Origin of the sequence: Polaromonas sp. CG_23.6 (assembly GCF_029892315.1) — a bacterium.
In the GTDB taxonomy this organism is placed as follows: Bacteria; Pseudomonadota; Gammaproteobacteria; order Burkholderiales; family Burkholderiaceae_C; genus Polaromonas.
This window is the reverse complement of the sequence record NZ_JARXUY010000001.1, coordinates 304,526-323,655: the sequence shown is the minus strand read 5'-3', so window position 1 is coordinate 323,655 and position 19,130 is coordinate 304,526. Positions and strand designations below refer to the sequence as shown.

The 19,130-nt window shown below is 62.8% G+C and carries 17 protein-coding genes; 11 read left to right on the top strand and 6 right to left on the bottom strand.

The features are described 5' to 3' along the window. Positions 1–66: 66 nt before the first annotated feature. The 4 genes from H4V98_RS01645 (at position 67) to mrdA (ending at position 4,966) form a co-directional block, all read left to right on the top strand. Positions 67–1,110, top strand: coding sequence for a rod shape-determining protein (locus H4V98_RS01645; RefSeq protein WP_036807110.1), 1,044 nt, complete (start codon positions 67–69; stop codon positions 1,108–1,110). 81 nt (positions 1,111–1,191) lie between these two features. Continuing rightward, positions 1,192–2,112, top strand: a complete 921-nt coding sequence (gene mreC / locus H4V98_RS01640; RefSeq protein ID WP_196864361.1) for a rod shape-determining protein MreC — start codon at positions 1,192–1,194, stop codon at positions 2,110–2,112. Next, entirely contained in the window at positions 2,109–2,627 is a 519-nt protein-coding gene (gene mreD, locus H4V98_RS01635; protein WP_196864360.1) for a rod shape-determining protein MreD, read from the top strand. The genes mreC and mreD overlap by 4 nt, the downstream gene beginning before the upstream one ends. Before the next feature lie 179 nt (positions 2,628–2,806). Continuing rightward, positions 2,807–4,966: a penicillin-binding protein 2 gene (gene mrdA / locus H4V98_RS01630; RefSeq protein ID WP_196864359.1), complete on the top strand. Its 2,160-nt coding sequence runs from the start codon at positions 2,807–2,809 to the stop codon at positions 4,964–4,966. Positions 4,967–4,999: 33 nt separating this feature from the next. Here the strand turns inward: mrdA and H4V98_RS01625 are convergent, their stop codons facing one another. Both H4V98_RS01625 and H4V98_RS01620 read right to left on the bottom strand, forming a co-directional pair. Next, the gene (locus H4V98_RS01625) at positions 5,000–5,758 is read right to left on the bottom strand and encodes a TSUP family transporter (protein WP_196864358.1); all 759 of its coding nucleotides are present in this window, start codon (positions 5,756–5,758) and stop codon (positions 5,000–5,002) included. 383 nt (positions 5,759–6,141) lie between these two features. Continuing rightward, positions 6,142–7,884, bottom strand: coding sequence for a GMC family oxidoreductase N-terminal domain-containing protein (locus H4V98_RS01620; RefSeq protein WP_196864357.1), 1,743 nt, complete (start codon positions 7,882–7,884; stop codon positions 6,142–6,144). 243 nt (positions 7,885–8,127) lie between these two features. Here H4V98_RS01620 and H4V98_RS01615 point away from each other — a divergent pair, with 243 nt between their 5' ends. The 5 genes from H4V98_RS01615 to H4V98_RS01595 all read left to right on the top strand — a co-directional run bounded on the left by H4V98_RS01615 (position 8,128) and on the right by H4V98_RS01595 (position 13,178). Continuing rightward, on the top strand, positions 8,128–9,276 hold the full coding sequence (locus tag H4V98_RS01615) for an ABC transporter permease (protein WP_196864356.1): 1,149 nt from the start codon (positions 8,128–8,130) through the stop codon (positions 9,274–9,276). Positions 9,277–9,535: 259 nt separating this feature from the next. Further along, positions 9,536–10,321, top strand: coding sequence for an ATP-binding cassette domain-containing protein (locus H4V98_RS01610; protein WP_196864355.1), 786 nt, complete (start codon positions 9,536–9,538; stop codon positions 10,319–10,321). Positions 10,322–10,339: 18 nt separating this feature from the next. Then, positions 10,340–11,272: an MlaD family protein gene (locus H4V98_RS01605; protein ID WP_196864354.1), complete on the top strand. Its 933-nt coding sequence runs from the start codon at positions 10,340–10,342 to the stop codon at positions 11,270–11,272. 89 nt (positions 11,273–11,361) lie between these two features. Further along, positions 11,362–11,982: an ABC-type transport auxiliary lipoprotein family protein gene (locus tag H4V98_RS01600; RefSeq protein ID WP_348535212.1), complete on the top strand. Its 621-nt coding sequence runs from the start codon at positions 11,362–11,364 to the stop codon at positions 11,980–11,982. Between the two features lie 422 nt (positions 11,983–12,404). Then, entirely contained in the window at positions 12,405–13,178 is a 774-nt protein-coding gene (locus tag H4V98_RS01595; RefSeq protein ID WP_196864352.1) for a class II aldolase/adducin family protein, read from the top strand. Between the two features lie 44 nt (positions 13,179–13,222). Here H4V98_RS01595 and H4V98_RS01590 read toward each other — a convergent pair whose 3' ends face one another. The 3 genes from H4V98_RS01590 to H4V98_RS01580 are packed head-to-tail and all read right to left on the bottom strand — an operon-like array spanning position 13,223 to position 14,638. After that, positions 13,223–14,080 carry a transglutaminase family protein gene (locus tag H4V98_RS01590; protein ID WP_280757246.1) on the bottom strand — a complete coding sequence of 286 codons (858 nt, stop codon included), beginning with the start codon at positions 14,078–14,080 and terminating at the stop codon, positions 13,223–13,225. Between the two features lie 58 nt (positions 14,081–14,138). Further along, a complete protein-coding gene (locus H4V98_RS01585; RefSeq protein WP_280757245.1) occupies positions 14,139–14,453 on the bottom strand; it encodes a hypothetical protein in 315 nt (104 codons plus the stop codon). After that, entirely contained in the window at positions 14,453–14,638 is a 186-nt protein-coding gene (locus tag H4V98_RS01580) for a DUF1328 domain-containing protein (protein WP_196864349.1), read from the bottom strand. Before H4V98_RS01580 ends, H4V98_RS01585 begins: the two co-directional genes overlap by 1 nt. 468 nt (positions 14,639–15,106) lie before the next feature. Between H4V98_RS01580 and H4V98_RS01575 the strand changes: the two genes are divergently transcribed. Then, complete coding sequence (locus H4V98_RS01575; RefSeq protein WP_196864348.1) at positions 15,107–16,216, top strand: alkene reductase; 1,110 nt, start codon at positions 15,107–15,109, stop codon at positions 16,214–16,216. A gap of 64 nt (positions 16,217–16,280) precedes the next feature. Here the strand turns inward: H4V98_RS01575 and H4V98_RS01570 are convergent, their stop codons facing one another. Further along, positions 16,281–16,571: a hypothetical protein gene (locus H4V98_RS01570; RefSeq protein WP_280757244.1), complete on the bottom strand. Its 291-nt coding sequence runs from the start codon at positions 16,569–16,571 to the stop codon at positions 16,281–16,283. A 381-nt stretch (positions 16,572–16,952) separates the two neighbouring features. On the opposite strand from H4V98_RS01570, the gene H4V98_RS01565 reads away from it, so the two are divergent. Next, positions 16,953–19,127: a TonB-dependent receptor gene (locus tag H4V98_RS01565; RefSeq protein WP_196864347.1), complete on the top strand. Its 2,175-nt coding sequence runs from the start codon at positions 16,953–16,955 to the stop codon at positions 19,125–19,127. Positions 19,128–19,130: the final 3 nt, after the last annotated feature.

Below are 19,130 nucleotides of genomic sequence, written 5' to 3'. Positions count from 1 at the left end.
TGCTGATTAAATAATAAAGGCGATGCGGCAGCGAAGTTTGCCCATGCCGCAACCGGATTTTTGAACATGTTTGAAGCATTCCGTCGGTACTTTTCCACCGACCTGGCGATCGATCTGGGCACTGCCAACACCCTGATCTTTGCGCGCGACAAGGGTATTGTGCTGGATGAGCCGTCGGTGGTTGCGATTCGCCACGAAGGCGGTCCCCATGGCAAAAAGGTCATCCAGGCCGTCGGCCGCGAAGCCAAGGCCATGCTGGGCAAGGTGCCTGGCAACATCGAGGCGATCCGCCCGATGAAGGACGGCGTGATTGCCGACTTCGTCATCACCGAGCAGATGATCAAGCAGTTCATCAAGATGGTGCATCCGCGCCGCCTGCTCACGCCCAGCCCGCGCATCATCATTTGCGTGCCCTGCGGCTCGACCCAGGTCGAGCGCCGCGCCATCAAGGACGCCGCCGAGGCGGCCGGCGCTGCCGCTGTGTATCTGATTGAAGAGCCCATGGCTGCCGCGCTGGGCGCCGGCCTGCCGGTGTCCGAGGCCAGTGGCTCGATGGTCGTCGACATTGGCGGCGGCACTACCGAAGTCGGCGTGATCTCGCTCGGCGGCATGGTCTACAAGGGCAGTGTGCGCGTCGGCGGCGACCGTTTTGACGACGCCATCATCAACTACATCCGCCGCAACTACGGCATGCTGATTGGCGAGCCGACGGCTGAAGTGATTAAAAAGACCATCGGTTCGGCCTTTCCCGGCTCCGAAGTCCGTGAAATGGAAGTCAAGGGCCGCAACCTGTCCGAAGGCGTGCCGCGCAGCTTCACCATTTCAAGCAACGAAATCCTTGAAGCCCTGACCGACCCGCTCAACCAGATCGTCTCGGCCGTCAAGAACGCGCTGGAGCAGACGCCGCCCGAACTCGGCGCCGACATTTCCGACCGCGGCATGATGCTGACCGGCGGCGGCGCGCTGCTGCGCGACCTGGACCGCCTGCTGGCCGAGGAAACCGGCCTGCCGGTGCTGGTCGCCGAGGACCCGCTGACCTGCGTGGTGCGCGGTTGCGGCATCGCGCTGGAGCGCATGGACCGCATGGGCTCGATCTTCACCACGGAATAGGCTTTTTTCACCACGCCATCCTCAAGCCCGTCCCATGCAGCGCGGCTGCAGCACCATACCGGACCGGCTTGACCACGCACCATGGCTTTAGGAACCCTCGACCGATCCCTGCCGCCCTTTTTCAACCAGGGGCCGTCGGTATTTTCCAAGCTGGTTTTCTTTGGTGCGCTGTCGGTGTTTTTGATGGTGGCCGATGCGCGTTTCAACGTCACCCAGCCGATCCGCGCCGCCCTTGCCACGGCCCTGTACCCTGTGCAGTGGGTGGCCCTGCAGCCGGTTCATGCCGTGCAGGGCGTCAGCGGCTACTTCACCGACCTGGACCAGGCGCAGCTTGAAACCGCCCAGGCCCGTGAAAAGCTGGCGCTGCAGTCCCTGCGCGCCGGCCAGGTCGAGTTGCTGATGCAGGAAAACAACCGCCTGCGCAAGCTGCTTGACCTCAAGGCGCAACTCGCCACGCCGGTCTTCGCGGCCGAGGTGGTGTACGACGCCGCCGATTCCTATACCCGCAAGGTCATCATCGACAAGGGGCAAGTGCATAAAGTCGCCCTGGGCTCGCCCGTGCTTGACGAATCGGGCGTGCTGGGACAGGTGACGCGGGTGTATCCGCTGGTCAGCGAAGTCACGCTGGTGGTCGACCCCGATCTGGCGATTCCGGTGCTCAATGTGCGAACGGGCGCGCGCAGCGTAGCCTATGGCGACCCGACGGTGGGCGGCACCGGCATGGAACTGCGCTTCATGGGCAGCAACGCCGATGTTCAGGAAGGCGACCTGCTGACCACCAGCGGCGTCGATGGCGTGTACCCGCCCGGCCTGTCGGTGGCGCGCGTCAGCCGGATCGAGCGCCGGGCCGAATCGGCATTTTCCAAGATCTATTGCGTGCCGCAGGCGCTGACCACGGGCGCACGGCATGTCATCGTCGTCCAGCCGGTCACGACCGATCTGGCGCTGCCGCCTTCAAGCATCGCGCCGGTTGCGCCTGCCCGAAAGGGGTACGCCAAATGATCATGCGCTCCGGCCAGCAACTGCTGCTGCCTGCCAGTCCGGTGTTCATCTGGAGCACCCTGGCAGCCGCTTTGCTGCTCAACATGCTGCCACTGGGCCGGGTGCCGTGGATGCCTGATTTGCTGGCGTTGGTGCTGGTCTTCTGGAACGTGCACCAGCCGCTGAGGGTCGGCATCGGCATCGCCTTCATGTTCGGCCTGGCGATGGATGTTCATCAAACGTCGCTGCTCGGGCAGCATGCCTTTTCCTATGTCGCGCTGAGCTTTTTTGCGTCCATGATCCAGCGTCGGCTGTTGTGGTTCACGGTGCCGCTGCAGGCCTTGCAGGTGTTGCCGCTGTTTGCAGCGGCACATGCCGCCGAAATAATCCTGCGGCTGCTCGGCGGCGGCGTTTTTCCCGGCTGGATCGTGCTGGTCGCGCCATTGGCCGAGGCATTGCTCTGGCCGCTGGCGAGCGTGCTTCTGCTGGTGCCGCAACTGCGCACGCCTGACCGGGATGAAAATCGGCCTCTTTGAGAGCTTGCCGGACAGACCGCAGAGCTTGCCGCCAGCCCAAGGCCAGCGGCAAGCTCTGTCCCCAACTGATCAAATGACATCCAACCCCGGCCTCAACCGACCCCGTGCCTTGTCCGGCCTCACACTGATGAAATGCATTCCTCCCGGGCACTTTTTGATGCACCCTGAATCCGATCACCATGACTGAACTCAGAAACGTTGAAGCCGAGCTGTCGCGTTTTCGCATTCGTGTGGTGGTGGCCGGGCTGGTGGTGCTTCTCTGCTTTTCCCTGGTGGCGGCCCGGCTGTCCTTCCTGCAGGTGCATCGCTACGAAGACCTGCGCGCGCAGGCCGAAAGCAATCGCACGGCGATTGTCCCCATCGTGCCGAGTCGCGGCCTGATCCTGGACCGCAACGGCATCGTGCTGGCGTCCAACTATTCGGCCTTCACGCTGGAAGTCACACCGTCCAAGGTGGAAAACATGGACGAAACCATTGCCGCGCTGGAAAAGCTGGTTGACATCACGCCCCGGGACAAGCGCCGCTTCAAGCGCCTGCGCGAAGAATCGAAGAGCTTTGAATCGATTCCGCTGCGCACCCGTCTGAGTGACGAAGAAGTGGCGCGCTTCGCCGCCCGGCGCTTCAGTTTTCCCGGCGTGGACATCAAGGCCCGGCTGTTTCGCAACTATCCCTATGGTGAATTGGGCAGCCATGTGGTGGGCTACATCGGCCGCATCAACCAGGCGGAGAAGGACGCGATCGAGGATCGCGAGGAAGAAGGCAACTACCGCGGCACCGACTACATCGGCAAGCTGGGCGTCGAGCAGAGTTTCGAGCAGCAGCTGCATGGCCAGACCGGCGTCGAGCAGATGGAAACATCGGCCGGCGGGCGGGCGCTGCGAAAACTGGCGACCAGTCCGGCCACGCCGGGCAACAACGTCATGCTTTCGCTGGACATCGGCCTGCAAAAACTGGTCGAGGACATGTTCGGCACGCGACGCGGCGCCCTGGTGGCGCTGGACCCCCGAAGCGGCGAGGTGCTGGCTTTTGTCAGCAAGCCGACCTTCGATCCCAACCTGTTCGTCGAGGGCATTGACCATGAAAGCTGGCAGGCGCTCAACGAGTCGATCGACAAGCCGCTGCTCAACCGCGCGCTGCGCGGCACCTATCCGCCGGGCTCGACCTACAAGCCCTTCATGGCCATGGCCGCGCTGCAAACCGGCAAACGTTCGCCCACCGCGATCATCAACGACCCGGGCTTCTTCATGTTTGGCGGCCATCGTTTTGGCAGCCCGGAAAACGAGCGTGGTGGCGCCATGGACATGAACCGCGCGATTGTCGAGTCGAGCAATGTGTATTTCTACACGCTGGCCAACGAGTTGGGGGTGGAAGCCATTCACGACTTCATGGCGCCACTGGGCTTTGGCCAGGCCACCGGCATCGACATCAATGGCGAGGTGCGCGGCGTGTTGCCCAACCAGGAATGGAAACGCAACTATTTCAAGCGGGTGGCGCAGCAGAAGTGGTTTGCCGGCGAAACCATTTCACTGGGCATTGGCCAGGGCTACAACAGCTTCACCATGCTGCAGCTGGCGCAGGCCACGGCCACCCTGGCCAACAACGGCATCAAGCACAAGCCCCGGCTGGTGATGGGCACGCAGGACGCGATGACACGCGCGCTGCATCCGCTGCAGGCCGACCCGCCGGTTGACCTGCACTACAAGCCTGAAAACGTTGCCATCATCCGCAAGGCCCTGGTCGGCGTGACGCAGGGCGGTACATCGACCCGGGTGTTTGCCGGCGCGCAATACCTCTCCGGTGGCAAGACCGGCACGGCGCAGGCGGTCAGCATGGGCCGCAATGACCGCTACAACAAGGCGAGCATGGAAGAGCACCAGCGCGACCATGCGGTGTACATGGCGTTTGCCCCGGCCGACAACCCGCGGATCGCGCTGGCCGTGATTGTGGAAAATGCCGGTTGGGGCGGCGGCGTGGCGGCGCCGATTGCCCGCAGGGTGTTCGACTATGTGCTGCTGGGTCAGTACCCGAGCGAGGAAGACATGCTTGCGGTGCAGGCAGGCAAGGCTGTGGCGCCCACAGGCAAGCCGCGCCTGGCCGCCGACATGGTTGCGCTGCTGGTGGGCGACACGCCCGGTGCCATGGTGTCGGCCGCCGGCGCCAGACCTGTCACCGTTCAGAAAGCCGAGCCAGCGGCCGCTCTCGTCAAAGCCGTCGAGGTGGAAAAACCGGCCAATGCGGCAATGACGGCAAAGGCGGCCAAGCCTGTCAAGGCCACGCCCGCCCGAAAGCCGGTTCCGCCGGCATCTGCAATCATTCCTGTAGAAAGCAGCGCACCTTAGCCCTGCGCATGGCTGCCGGGCGCGTGGCCATGGCTATTTCAGGAACGCGTCAAAACCGGTTTTCAGGATCAGCGCGCTGACCACGCCAATAAACACCAGCCGTACAAAACCCGCTCCGTGCTTGAGCGCCAGGCGCGTGCCCAGCAGACTGCCCGCGACGTTCGCCACCGCCATGGTCAGCGCGAAATGCCACCAGACATGGCCTTTCCAGGCAAACAGTCCCAGCGCCGCCAGGTTGGTCGCGGTATTGAGCAGTTTGGCCGAAGCCGACGCGTTCAAGAAATCGTAGCCCAGCCAGCGCACGAACAGGAAGACAAAAAAGCTGCCCGTTCCGGGACCGAAAAACCCGTCGTAAAACCCCAGAACCAGGCCGATGCAGCAGGCCACCAGGGTTTCGGCATGCCCGGTGAAACGCGGCGTGTGGTGGCGGCCAAGGTCTTTTTTTGCCAGCGTGTAGGCCAGCACGGCCAGCAGCACGAAAGGCAGGACTTTGCGCAGGAAGCCCGGATCGATCATGGTGACCAGCCATGCACCCGCCAGCGAGCCGCAAAACCCGGCTCCCGCCGCCGGCAGCAGCGCCGACCAGCGCATCTGGACGCGCCGCGCGTACTGGGTCGTGGCGACTGCCGTTCCCCAGACCGATGCCCCCTTGTTGATGCCAAACAAGGTTGCCGGATGCGTGGTGGGAAAGACGGCAAACAGCGCCGGCACCAGAATCAGTCCGCCGCCGCCAACGATGGCGTCCACAAAACCGGCAAACAACGAAGCAACAGAGACAAGCAGCAATTCCATGGCGGCAATTGTCGCACCCGCCGGGTCGGGCTTTTACTCATTTATTAATAGCAATGAATGCTTCTGCGTTGTGCGCAAAAGCCATTTTTAACACTTGAATATCAGGGTGCGGACGAAAAAAAGCGCTGGGGTTGCCAGCGCTTTTGGTCAAACCAGCATTTTTTGCAACGCTGTGTCTTCTATTTATAAATGTCTCCTCGACTCCCCGCATTGCGAGCAGCAAGGCCCGATAGCAAGTTCTCCAATGTAGCGGGTGCACTGAGAAAGCGCATCAGGGATTTCCCGCAAATGAAACGCTCACAAACCACGGTAGCGAGCCTTTTGCGCACTGCAACCTTGGCCTGACAATTGCCGGCTGACGGCCCGCCATTTTCGCTGGCCGCTCAGATGCCAGCCTGTATCCACTGCGCTGCTTTCTCGGCAATCATCAGGGTCGGCGAGTTGGTGTTGCCGCTGGTGATGAGCGGCATCACGCCGGCATCGACCACGCGAAGTCCGCGAACGCCGCGCACCCGCAGGTGCGAATCGACCACCGCCATCGGGTCGTCGGAGCGGCCCATTTTTGTTGTCCCGACCGGGTGAAAAATCGTCGTGGCGATGTCGCCGGCCAGCCGCGCCAAATCCTCGTCGGTCTGGAACTGCACGCCCGGCTTGAATTCCTCCGGCTGGTATCTGGCCAGTGCGCCCTGGCTGACGATCTTGCGCGTGATGCGCAGCGAATCGGCCGCCACTTGCCGGTCCTCGGCTGTGCTCAGGTAGTTGGGCGAAATGGCCGGTGCGTCGGCAAAGGCGCCGGTCTTCAGGCGAACGCTGCCCCGGCTGGTCGGGTTCAGGTTGCAGACGCTGGCGGTGAAGGCGTTGAAGTTGTGCAGCGGTTCGCCGAAGGCGTCGAGCGACAGCGGCTGGACGTGGTACTGGATGTTCGGCCAGGGCTGGTCGGGCGAACTGCGCGTGAAGGCCCCCAGTTGCGACGGCGCCATGCTCATCGGCCCGGTGCGGCGCAGCGCGTATTCCATGCCGATGCGCGCCTTGCCCCAGAGCGAATTGGCCATGGTGTTGAGCGACAGGCCCCAGCGCTTGCTGTCTTTGTCGCCCCGGACCTTGTACACCGAGCGGATCTGCAGGTGGTCCTGCAGGTTGGCGCCGACGCCTGGCAGGTCCTGCACCACCGGGATGCCGTGCTGCTGGAGCAGCCCGGCCGGACCAATGCCGGAAAGCTGCAGGATGTGCGGCGAGCCGATACTGCCGGCGCACAGCAGCACCTCGCCCATGTGGCCCGAGTCGCGCGTTGCCAGCGCCGTGACCCGCTCCTGGCCGGTCCAGACCTCGACTCCGGTGCAGCGCTGGCTGCCGTCGGCCTGCAGCTCGATCACCAGCTTGCTCACCTGGGCGTTCGTCCAGAGTTCGAAGTTGGGCCGGCCCAGGCAGGTTGGCCGCAGGAAAGCCTTGGCCGTGTTCCAGCGCCAGCCGTTTTTCTGGTTGACTTCAAAATAGCCCACACCTTCGTTGCTGCCCCGGTTGAAGTCCGGGGTCTGGGGAATGCCGGCCTGGGAGGCCGCCTCGGCGAACGCATCAAGGATGTCCCAGCGCAGGCGCTGCTTTTCCACGCGCCATTCGCCGCCGGCATTGCGGTGGCGCAGGATTTTTTGGTAGGGCTGGAGCTTGTCCTCCATCAAGGCCGGCGCCACGCCACGCGCGCCGTGCAGCGGGTCAGCGCCCTTGTAGTGGTCTTCATGCAGCTTGAAGCAGGGCAGGGCGTTGTCCCAGGTCCAGGCGCTGTCGCCGGTCAGCTCCGCCCATTTGTCGTAATCCCGCGCCTGGCCGCGCATGTAGATCATGCCGTTGATGCTGGAGCAGCCGCCCAGCGTCTTGCCGCGCGGGTAGCGCAGCGCGCGGCCGTTCAGCCCCGCGTCGGGCTCGGTGTTGAACAGCCAGTCGGTGCGCGGGTTGCCGATGCAGTACAGGTAGCCGACCGGAATGTGAATCCAGTGGTAGTCGTCCTTGCGGCCGGCCTCGATCAGCAGCACGCGCTTGGACGCATCGGCGCTGAGCCGGTTGGCCAGCAGGCAGCCGGCCGTGCCCGCGCCGATGATGATGTAGTCGAAAGTCAGGTTCTGGTCGTGCATGAAATAGGGCTTTGGTGGACTCACCTTGCATTGTGGCAAAACTCGGTCATGCCCGTGAAGGAGATTACCCCTTTGCCCGCCGCGCTTTCACAGCTGGCGAGCCTGGCCGGCAGGCACCAAGCCCTGTAGGACCATGGCGGAACCAGACGGAACGCCTGCTTTCTTCATTTTCTGCAGTTACCATGACCGCTTTGCGTTCAAATCCGCCTGGTCCATCGGTGGCTGTTCCACACCATTGCCCGCATGCCTCTTGACGACTCACCGCCGCGCCTTGACATTCAGGATTCCCCTGAAGGCCCGCTCGTGCGCCTGCAGGGAAGCTGGACCGCCGCACAGCTGACGCTGGCACCCGCCTGGGCCGCGCTGGGCGAACAGCTCGACAGCCTGAGCAGCGCCCGGCCGCCTGCTGCGTCCAATTCCGCCCGGTGGAGCCTGGAAGACATTGAACAGCTCGACTACCTGGGCGCGCAGGTGCTGTGGACGGCATGGCGCCAGCGCTGGCCGGACGATGTGCAACTGGCGCCTGAACAGCGCGAAATGCTGGAAACGGTGGAGAAATTCACCGTCGCTCTGGCGCCGCCGCGCCGCTCGCCGTGGTCGGAACCGCTGGTGGTGTTTGGCGAGCGGCTGCTCGGCCTGATCGACCATCTCAAGGGCATGCTGCGCCTGCTGGGGCAGCTGCTGCTTGACCTGTTGCGGCTGTTTCGCCATCCCCGGCAAGGGCCGTGGCGTGACCTGTCGGGCCATCTTTACCATTTTGGCGCGACGGCGCTGCCGATCACGGCGCTGGTCGGATTCCTGATCGGCGTGGTGCTGGCCTACCTGATCTCGCAGCAGCTGCGCCAGTTCGGCGCCGATGCCTTCATTGTCAACATCCTGGGTATTTCGCTGATCCGCGAACTTGGTCCGGTGCTCGCCGCCATTTTGATCGCCGGGCGCAGCGGCTCGGCCATCACCGCGCAGATCGGCGTGATGCGGGTGACCGAAGAGATTGACGCGATGCGCGTCATGGGCATTGCCCGGGGCTTCCGGCTGGTGATGCCGCGCGCCATCGCGCTGGCGGTGGTGATGCCGCTGATCAGCGTCTGGACCACGATAGCCGCGCTGCTCGGCGGCATGCTGGCGGCCGATGTCTCGATGGGCGTGACGCCGTCGTACTTTCTCAACTCGCTGCCCGCCGCTGTCAGCGTGTCCAACCTGACGCTGGCAACCTCCAAGTCGGTCGTCTTTGGCCTGCTGATCGCGCTGGTCGGCTGCCACTACGGCCTGCGCGTCAAGCCCAACACCGAAAGCCTGGGCAAAGGCACGACGGCGTCGGTGGTCACCTCCATCACCGTGGTCATTTTGGTGGATGCGCTGTTTGCAATCTTGTTCAGAAGCGTGGGCATTTAAGTGATGAAGACCCCCACGCTCCCCACTTCCGTGTGGTTCGCTGCCCCCGAGGGGGCCGTCCCGCCTGCGGCCTGGCAAAGCCATGGATGTCGCCCCCACGGTCGCTCACTGCGTGTAGCTTCCTGCCCCCCGAGGGAGCTGCTGCGCCTGCGGCCCGGCAAAGCCGGTTCCGCGGCCCCTGCTGGTAGGGTGCATCACCTGCAGGGTTGTCGTTTCGCTTACCGCGCAGAGGTCATGGTTTTTGGAAACCGGGTGAGAAATGACTGAACCCGTCGTTCAAATCAGCAAGCTCTGGACGGTGTTCCAGAACGGCGACAAAAAGTCGGTGGTGCACAAAGACCTCGATCTGACGGTGGAGCGCGGCGAAATCATGTCACTGGTCGGCGGTTCGGGCACCGGCAAGACGGTGCTGCTGCGCCAGATGCTGGGGCTGGAAACGCCAACACAGGGCGACATCACGGTGCTTGGCAAGCCCGCCGCCGAACTGGGCAAGCGCGGTGCGGCCAGCCGGGTCGGCATGCTGTTCCAGCAAGGCGCGCTGTTTTCAGCCTTCACTGTGCTGGAGAACATCGCTTTTCCGCTGCGCGAACTCAACACGCTGCCGGGCGCGCTGATGCGCGAGGCGGCGCTGGTCAAGCTGCAGATGGTCGGCCTGCCGGCTGAGGCCGCCGACAAGATGCCCAGCGATTTGTCGGGCGGCATGATCAAGCGGGTGGCGCTGGCGCGCGCGCTGATCATGGACCCGCCGCTGCTGCTGCTGGACGAACCGACCGCCGGACTGGACCCCGAAAGCGCCGACAGCTTTTGTGATTTGCTGCGCTCGCTGCACCAGGGCATGGGATTGACGGTGGTGATGGTCACGCACGACCTGGACACCATCTTCGAGCTGAGCACGCGCATTGCCGTGCTGGCATCGCAAAAAGTCATCATCAACGACGTGCCGCAAAAGGTGGTGGCGTTCGAGCATCCCTTTATTCACGACTTTTTTCTTGGCGAACGGGGGAAACGGGCGATGACGCTGCTGAACCACCCCGCCGCCCCTTGATCTAGAAAGGTTTTCATCATGGAAAACAAGGCCCATGCGCTGATTGCCGGCGCGTTCGTGGTGCTCATCACCGCCCTGCTGGCCGTGCTGGCCATCTGGCTCACGCGTGACAACACCGAGCGCAACCTGTACGAAATGAGCACTTCCGAGACCGTTTCCGGCCTGCAACCGCAAGCCACGGTGCGCTACCGGGGCGTGGCCGTCGGCAAGGTCGAGCGCATCGGGTTTGACCAGAAGGTCAAAGGCAATGTGCTGATCCGCGTGTCCATCGACCAGGCCGCGCCGGTGACGCGCTCTACCTTTGCCACCGTGGCGTCCCAGGGCGTCACCGGTTTGGGTTTCATCCAGCTCGACGACGACGGCAGTTCCAGCCAGCGGCTCACGCCCAACGACGACGATCCGCCGCGCATTCCGCTCAAGCAGGGCGGTATCGACAAGCTGATCAAGCAAAGCGGAGTGATCTTCGACCAGGCCGAGCAGGCAACCACGCGCATCAACCAGTTGCTGTCGGCGCAGAACGAAGCGGCCATCAACACCGCCGTCACGCAACTCGCCGAGGCCGCCGGCAGCATCAACCGCGTCGCCAAGGCGCTGGAGCCGGCCGTGTCCACGCTGCCCGCATTGTCCAGGGATGCGCAGGCGGCCCTGCGTTCGGTCAAGGGCGCGACCGATGAAGTCGCCCTCACCGCCCAGCGCCTGAATGAAAAAGGCGGCGCGCTTGACCGGCTCAAGGAGGGCGGTGAGGCGCTGGCCGCCGGTGTGGAAACCTTCAGCGCGGCCACGCTGCCCAAGCTGGGCGAGGTGGCCGACGAAACGGCGCGCACCATGCGCCAGTTGCGCCGTACCGTGAGTGGGGTTGATGACAACCCGCAATCGCTTATTTTTGGCAATGGCCCAGCCGTGCCCGGCCCCGGCGAAACCGGCTTTTCCGCCAACGGAGACCCACAATGATGACCTTTGAGCCACTTTTCAATGCTATTAATTCAGTAGCTTTAAACGCAGGCCAATATTGCGCAAAACGGGTTTTGTGTGTGATAAGTGTGTTGGCCCTTGCCACCGGGTGCTCGGTGATTGACAAGCCGACCCGCGCCACCATGTACGACTTCGGACCGGGCGAGATGACCACTCAGCTTGCGACAATGCCCCCGGCCCTCATGGCTGCGTCTGTCCTGTCGCCGCTGGCGATTGCCGACATTGCCACCTCCGGCGGCGCGCTGGAGAATCAGGCCGTGCTCTACCGATTGGGCTATGTTGACGACCAGCAGCTGCGCCCCTATTCACAGGCGCGCTGGACCATGCCGCCGGCGCAATTGGTGCGCCAGCGCATGCGCGAGCGCCTGAGCCAGCAGCGCGTGGTGCTCAATGCCCGAGAGGGCGTGGCGCTGAACCGAAGCCAGAACACCAATTTGCCCATGCTTCGGCTGGAGCTTGAAGAGTTCAGCCAGCTGTTCACTGCGCCTGATGCCAGCATCGGCCTGATTCGGCTGCATGCCACGCTGGTCGAGATCACGCCCTCTGGTGAACGGTTGTTGGCGCAACGCAACCTGTCGGTGCAGCGACCTGCCACCAGTGCCGATGCCGCCGGCGGCGTGCGTGCCCTGACCGCCGCGACCAACGCCGCCATCGACGAGCTGGACCAGTGGGTGCGGCAAATAAAATAGGTCTCTTACCGTATTTCACCTGTCCCGGTCAGCTGTGCGCAGCGCATGGGCTCCTGCAGCCTTTTGTCGCAGTGCCAGGCGTTATGCGCGAACCCAGACAGGTCCCGGTACAAAATAACTTCGGCTGGAGACTCTCAGCATGGGATTGGCTTCTTAAGCACAGTAGCGACCAGCCAGCCTTCCATCGAATTGACAGGCGCCTCGTGGAAAACCGCTCCGGGTGGTTACGGAAAAACGGCAAAAAACCCGGTTTGCGCAATATTAACGGGCATTGCCAGCTATATTTTAAGTAGCAATTTATACCGATTTCCTCTCGCTGCAAACCCTGAGCGGGGCCAGCGGTGTCGCGCGTGAAACAGGGGCCCGGGTCGCAGCCGTTGTAGGCTGTCGAGCTCCACCACGCATATTTCAAGAGGCATCCCATGAACATTCCTTCCCTGCAAGGCGCAGTCAGCGCCGAAGAATGGCAGCTGCGCTGCGACCTGGCGGCCTGCTACCGGCTGGTTGCGCTGTACGGCTGGAGCGACCTGGTGTTCACCCACATCAGCGCCAAACTGCCCGAGTCGGTTGCCGGCGCCGGCGCGCACCATTTCCTGATCAACCCCTACGGCCTGATGTTTGACGAGATCACCGCCTCCAGCCTGGTCAAGGTGGACGAGCAGTGCAACAAGGTCATCGACTCGCCGTTCCCGGTCAATCCCGCCGGCTTCGTCATCCACAGCGCCGTGCACGCGGCCCGGCCAGACGCGGTTTGCGTGCTGCACACCCACACCCGGGCCGGCGTGGGTGTCAGCGCGCAGGCTGGCGGCATCCTGCCGATCAGCCAGCAATCGACCTTCGTGCTGGCGTCGCTGGCTTACCACGACTATGAAGGCGTGGCCTTCAAGGATGCGGAAAAGCCGCGCCTGCAAGCCGACCTGGGCCGCGCCAATTTTCTGGTGCTGCGCAACCACGGCCTGCTGGTCGTCGGCAAGTCGATTGCCGATGCGTTCCTGAGCATGTACACCTTTGAGGCCACCTGCCGCATCCAGATTGATGCGCAGGCCGGCGGTGGCGCGCTCACGCAGGTCAACCCGCTGATCGTGCAGGGCGTGTCCGAAGCGATGCGGGTGCAGACCGGCGGCCTGGGCGGTGCCTTTGTCTGGCCCTCGCTGATCCGCAAGCTGGAGCGTCTTGACACGCCTTACCGGACCTGACAGGCGCCATCTGGCCCGGGGAGAACCGGGCGGCGGGCGGATGTTTAAAAACCCGGCAAGCCCGGCGAGGCTGCGACAGCCGGCTCAGTGGCACGGCCCTCGTCGTCGGCAGGCATTTCGCCCTCATCGACGGTGATGTCCTTGCGCAGCATCTTCACATCGCCAAAAATCGTGGCAAAGGCCACGTCCTTGGCGTCGCGGCCGGTGCCGATGCGCACCAGCCGGTCGATGGGCGCCATGCGCGTGGCATCGAACAACACCCAACGACCGTCGAGCCAGGCCTCGAATACGGCGTGAAAGTCCTGCGGCGCTTCGGCGAAATTTACATAGCCGACCACCAGCCGCGCCGGAATGTTCAGCGCCCGGCACAGCGTGATGCCCAGGTGCGCAAAGTCGCAGCACACGCCCACACGCTGCACAAACACGTCCTGCGCCGTGGTGGTTGGCTGGGTGACGCCAGTCTGGTAATCGATTGATTCGTGAATCCAGCTTTCCACCGCGCGCACCCGGCCCATGCCGGGCGGCAGGTGGCCGAACAGTTGCTGCGCCACGCGGCGCAGCGAATCCGATTCGCAATAACGGCTGGGCATCAGGTAGTGCAGCACGTCGTCAGGCAGGGCGCTGACGGGTGTCTCGTCCAGATGCAGCGGCTGCGCCACCGGATGCAACTGCACGCGGGCATGGTAGTTGACCGACAGGATGCCCTTGGGTGCGTCCAGGCGAATGAAGCGGTTGCCGCTGCGTTCGTCGGAAAAATGCCGCACCTTCATGCTCGGCGTGATGGTCAGCCGCTCCTCCACGACTTCATGGCCGGGATGAAATGCAGCGCCGATGTTCAGCAAAAAATGCGCCGGGCTGCTGACTTCGTATTCGATCAGGCAGTCAACCAGTGAGGTGTGCATGAAGGGTGGCTCCTGTAAGGCGAATCAAAAAAAGCCCGTGGCGCAACAAGCCAGACGGCTAGTCACGCCTGCGCTGCCGGGGTGCGGGTGAATCGGTGCCGGAAAACCAGTTCTTGCAGGTCACAAACACGACGCGGACAGCGCGCTCCAGAATATCGGTGGACAACGTGGAAGGGCGACGCGCCCTGAGCCTGAACACCAGCATGAACTCGGCAATACGGGCAGGAAACCCGACCTGCCGCTGGGGCGCGATGGCCAGCACCGTGTGGCTTGTCGGGTCGTCAGGTTCCTCCCGCGACGACCAGCCCTGAAAAATGCGGTTCTTCAACCGTGACACTGCTGTACGGGGCGGCTCGCTGTCGTCAGGTTCCATTACTTCATCATTTTCTTGGCAGCGCCTACACCCAGCGCCGCCAGCACGATGAAAATCAGCGCCAGAATCAGGAACAGGCCGAACAGAACCTTGGCAATCCCCGCCGCGCCTGCAGCGACGCCGGTAAATCCCAAGGCGCCAGCAATCAGTGAAATGATCGCAAAAATAATTGCATATTTGACCATTTTTATCTTTCTTCAATCCTTGATTACAACCCAAGGCACTTATCGTCCATCAGCCACAGCCATCCATTGGAGGGTTGACTTCTATCGTAAAAAAGCATGCCAGTTTTCAGCATAAGCATGGTCCTTTGCGCTTTGTAGGACATTGCCTTGGCCGTTGTGCCCGAAGCATCTTTTGGCTTGCCAGAATGTCCTATCGTGACATGCTTCCATGACCGGGGAATGACGCACGTTCCATGCCATTATGGACCGATGGTCAAACCGGTCATCCCGGCCAAAAGCGGGCTGCTTTGAGCAGAATGAAAAAAGCTCCGGCTGGATTGCGCCGCACGCCCAGGTTCATAATTGACAGCTGCTTTTCTCAAGGCTTACTGTGTACCAGGCGGCCTGGAGAAGCCGATCCTGTGCAGCACGCCTGTGGTCCAGTTCTGGCCGGCGGCCTGCCTTTTCACACCAGAACCAGGAAATCCAATGCCCACTTTATTCGACACTGTCCAGGCTGGCGATCTTCTGCTGGCAAACCGCATCATCATGGCGCCGCTGACGCGCAACCGCGCGCCCGATGCCATTCCCACGCCGCTCATGGCCGAGTACTACACCCAGCGCGCCACGGCAGGCCTGCTCATCACCGAAGCCACGGCCATTAGCCACCAAGCCCAGGGGTATGCCGATGTGCCCGGCCTCTACGGCACCGAGCAGCTCGACGGCTGGAAGCACGTGACCCAGGCAGTGCATGACGAGGGCGGCAAGATCGTGGTGCAGCTATGGCACGTCGGCCGCGTTTCGCACAGCGACCTGCAGCCGGATGGCGGCCAGCCGGTCGCGCCCTCGGCCATCACCGCCAAGACCAAGACGGTGCTGATCAAGGGCGGCGTGCCGACCTTCGTCGCCACGTCCGAGCCACGCGCGCTCGATGCCGGTGAACTGCCCGAGATCGTCCACACCTACCGGGCGGCGGCGCTCAATGCGGTGGACACGGCCGGCTTCGACGGCGTGGAAATCCATGGCGCCAACGGCTACCTGCTCGACCAGTTCCTGAAGAACGGCTCCAACCAGCGCACCGACGACTACGGCGGCCCCATCCGCAACCGCGCCCGCCTGATGCTGGAAGTGACACGCGCCATCGTGGACGCGATTGGCGGCGGCCGCACCGGCATCCGGCTGTCGCCTGTGACACCGGCCAACGACGCCTTCGACAGCGACCCGCAGCCGCTGTTCGAGTACGTCGTCAAGCAGCTGGCCAAGCTGAACCTGGCGTATGTCCACATCATCGTCGGCGCCACCGGCGGCCCGCGCGAATTGTCCGAGCGTCCGTTCGACTACCCGGCGCTAAAAGCGGCTTACCGCGCGGCCGGCGGAAAAGGTGCCTGGATGGTCAATAACGGCTACGACAAGGCCACGGCCGAACAGGCGCTGGAAAACGGCGCCGACCTGGTCGCCTTCGGCAAGCCTTACATAGCCAACCCGGATCTGGTGCGGCGGCTCCGGACCGATGCACCACTGAATGAGCCCGACAAAGCCACCTTCTACGGCGGCGGCGCCGAAGGCTACACGGACTATCCGGCGCTATCGCATAAATAGCTAGAAACGAAAGCGCTACCTGCGCAATAAGAGATTTTTACTTGATTAAGCCATGTTCGGAAAGTCAACGGAGCCATTTCACGGTGCCGGCCATGTTCAGACAGCCCGCAAACTTGACGCCGCGCTTGTCACGGCCAGTGGCCACGCAGCGAAAGACATTGCTGCCTTGACTTTGTGCCGCTTGGACAATTTTGTCCGGGTCGTCTGCTTTGTCAGCCAAAGCGCCTTGGCCTGTAGTCGGCACAAAATGCAATGGGTTGCCCGAAGCGCCGCAGACAGTGAGGATTTCGGCCTTCAAGGCCCCGCGTGTCAGGCCGATGGCTTGCGGATGACCACTCTTGCGTGCTCCTGCCAAGGATTGACACGCCCCAAAAAAGTGCTTGAAGTGCCCTTTTTACACTACTGCGAATGGCGCGGCCGCACCTGCATTCCATAGGCCCCGCCGCTCGGGGCGAGCCCGACCTCGCTCTCGCGCTTGCACAGCTTCAGCACATCAAACTTTCCGGACGCAGACTGGTGCTGGCTGCACAAGTGCACTGCGTTAGAAACAACCCTTCAATTAATTGCGAATGATTCTCATTTGAATATATAATTCATTTTGAAACAACTGTCGCCAGATGTGGATGCGCCGGCCTATTGCCTGCGCATCTGCCCTTGAAAACGGAAACTTGAACGCTACAAATAACCGCACACGCCAGCCATCGCCAGCCAGTGCTTCGACATGAAGGACTTCGTCATGCTGGCACATCAACCCTGGCCCATCGCGCTGGCGATCGCGGCGGCTTATGCGACTTTTCCTGCGACGGGCATTGCCCGGGATGGCCGCGACACATCCACCTCGTCGGCCGCACTTGCCGATGTGACGATTTACGGCCAGCGCGATGCTCAGAAACTACGCAAAGACGCATCGGTCGCCAAGCTGGTCATTGGTGAGCAGGAGGTGGAGCGCTACGGCGACGCCACCGTGGGCGATGTACTGCGCAGACTGCCTGGGATGGGCTTTTCGGGGCCGGCGGGGGTGGTCAAGGACATCCGCTTCAGGGGTCTTGACAAAGGCTACACGCAATTCCTCATCAATGGTGAGCCGGTTCCCACCGCCACCAAGGACCGGCAAATCCAGGTGGACCGGCTGCCGGCCGACATGATCGAGCGCATCGAGGTGATTCGCAGCCCCAGCGCCACGATGGAATCGGACGGTATTGGCGGCACTGTCAACATTGTGCTGAAAAAGACCGCCGACAACTTCACCCGCCTGCGCGCGGCCTACGGCAAAAATGGCTCGCTTGACGTGGGCGACATGGTGGCGCAATGGAGCCGTCAACTGGGCGACGTGGATGTGGTCCTGGCCCTGTCGCACACCGTGGGCGCGGAGGACGTTGTCGAGGAAAAAGATACGCTCAGTGCCAGTGGCGCTGTCACGCAGCGGGAGCTCAAGCCCAAACCGGCCAAGAAAACTGAAACCCTGCTGTCGCCCCGCATCACCTGGCGCAACGGCCAGGACCGGCTGACGCTGGACGCTTTCGTGACGCAAGGCACCGAGGACAAAACGGAGAGTTCATCGCTTTTCAATGCCGCCGGGGTTTACACCAAAGGAGTGGAGAAAACAGAAAACAAGGACGACATGATCGGTCGCCTGGGGACCCGCTACGACGGGCGGGCAGCCTGGGGTAGCTGGTTTGCCAAGGCCGGCATCCAGCGCGCCACGGTCGTCAAGGACGCGCTCAGCCTTGAAAACAATGCCGTCCGCGTCCTCACGAAACGGGCCACGGAACGCGAGCAGATCGTGGACCGTGACCACTACGCCGGCATTGGTGCATCGTTCGAGGCAGCCAGACGGCACACGGTGTCCACTGGCCTGGAGTGGCGCAGCGCGGAGTTCGACAACCAGAAAACCAAGATGGAAAACGGCGTTGACAAAAGCGCACTGGCCGACCGTTACAACGTGGTCGAGCGCAAGCTCACGGCTTATGCCCAGGATGAGTGGCAGATTGCCGACAGGCAATGGCTGACCGCCGGTGTCCGGCAGGAAAAAACCAGCCGCAACGCGACCGATGGCAAGGGCATCGAAAAAGACGGCGAATACAGTTTTACCAGCCCTTCCCTGCACTACCGCTGGGAAGTTGCCAAGAACACCAACGTTCGGGCAAGCTGGAGCAACACCTCCAAACTGCCCAAGTTTGACCAGATCAATCCGCTGGTCACGACCAAATCGGGGAGCCTGGCCAACCCGGACACAGCGGGCAACCCCAACCTGCGGCCCGAGCGTGCCCGGGGCCTTGAGCTCGGCATTGAGAAATTTTTTCAGGGCAGCCGCGGGGTGTTAGGCGCGAACTTGTACCAGCGCAATGTCACCGATTTCATCCAGAAGACCACCACGCTGGAGGGCGCACGTTATGTGCAGCGTGCAAGCAATGCGGCCCAGGCCAAATTCTGGGGCCTTGAGTTCGATGGACGACTGCCCCTGCTGCACAAGGGTGCGCATGCGCTGAATTTGACCGGCAGCCATGCCGAGCTGCGCGGACGGGTCCTCAATGCCGTCAATGGCACTCATGGGGGCGTGCAAGACATGCCGCCACGCATCACCTCGGTGGGCGTGGAATGGACTCACCAGCCGACCCGCTGGTCCGTGGGCACCCACGTCAGCTATCAGCCTGGCTTCACCACCGATGGACTGAACGATAACAGCGAGCGCGAGCGCAAAAGCCGCAACGCGTCGTCGCTGCTGGATGTGTACGCCACCAAGATCATCAGCCCGCTCGCTGAAATAAGGCTGGTGGCCAAGAACCTCCTGTCGGTCAAAAAGCAGGAAACGACCACCAAGTACAGCGCTGGCGGAATCTTCGCTAGCAGCGAGTCCAAGACCGAAAGCTCCCGGCCGACGATTTACCTGACCTATGAGGCGCGCTTCTAGCAC

Excerpts from the sequence above, each read along its gene's own strand:
- H4V98_RS01645 (WP_036807110.1), top strand. The coding sequence starts at position 67 with ATGTTTGAAGCATTCCGTCGGTACTTTTCCACCGACCTGGCGATCGAT.
- mreC (WP_196864361.1), top strand. The coding sequence starts at position 1,192 with ATGGCTTTAGGAACCCTCGACCGATCCCTGCCGCCCTTTTTCAACCAG.
- mreD (WP_196864360.1), top strand. The coding sequence starts at position 2,109 with ATGATCATGCGCTCCGGCCAGCAACTGCTGCTGCCTGCCAGTCCGGTG.
- mrdA (WP_196864359.1), top strand. The coding sequence starts at position 2,807 with ATGACTGAACTCAGAAACGTTGAAGCCGAGCTGTCGCGTTTTCGCATT.
- H4V98_RS01625 (WP_196864358.1), bottom strand. The coding sequence starts at position 5,758 with ATGGAATTGCTGCTTGTCTCTGTTGCTTCGTTGTTTGCCGGTTTTGTG.
- H4V98_RS01620 (WP_196864357.1), bottom strand. The coding sequence starts at position 7,884 with ATGCACGACCAGAACCTGACTTTCGACTACATCATCATCGGCGCGGGC.
- H4V98_RS01615 (WP_196864356.1), top strand. The coding sequence starts at position 8,128 with ATGCCTCTTGACGACTCACCGCCGCGCCTTGACATTCAGGATTCCCCT.
- H4V98_RS01610 (WP_196864355.1), top strand. The coding sequence starts at position 9,536 with ATGACTGAACCCGTCGTTCAAATCAGCAAGCTCTGGACGGTGTTCCAG.
- H4V98_RS01605 (WP_196864354.1), top strand. The coding sequence starts at position 10,340 with ATGGAAAACAAGGCCCATGCGCTGATTGCCGGCGCGTTCGTGGTGCTC.
- H4V98_RS01595 (WP_196864352.1), top strand. The coding sequence starts at position 12,405 with ATGAACATTCCTTCCCTGCAAGGCGCAGTCAGCGCCGAAGAATGGCAG.
- H4V98_RS01590 (WP_280757246.1), bottom strand. The coding sequence starts at position 14,080 with ATGCACACCTCACTGGTTGACTGCCTGATCGAATACGAAGTCAGCAGC.
- H4V98_RS01585 (WP_280757245.1), bottom strand. The coding sequence starts at position 14,453 with ATGGAACCTGACGACAGCGAGCCGCCCCGTACAGCAGTGTCACGGTTG.
- H4V98_RS01580 (WP_196864349.1), bottom strand. The coding sequence starts at position 14,638 with ATGGTCAAATATGCAATTATTTTTGCGATCATTTCACTGATTGCTGGC.
- H4V98_RS01575 (WP_196864348.1), top strand. The coding sequence starts at position 15,107 with ATGCCCACTTTATTCGACACTGTCCAGGCTGGCGATCTTCTGCTGGCA.
- H4V98_RS01565 (WP_196864347.1), top strand. The coding sequence starts at position 16,953 with ATGCTGGCACATCAACCCTGGCCCATCGCGCTGGCGATCGCGGCGGCT.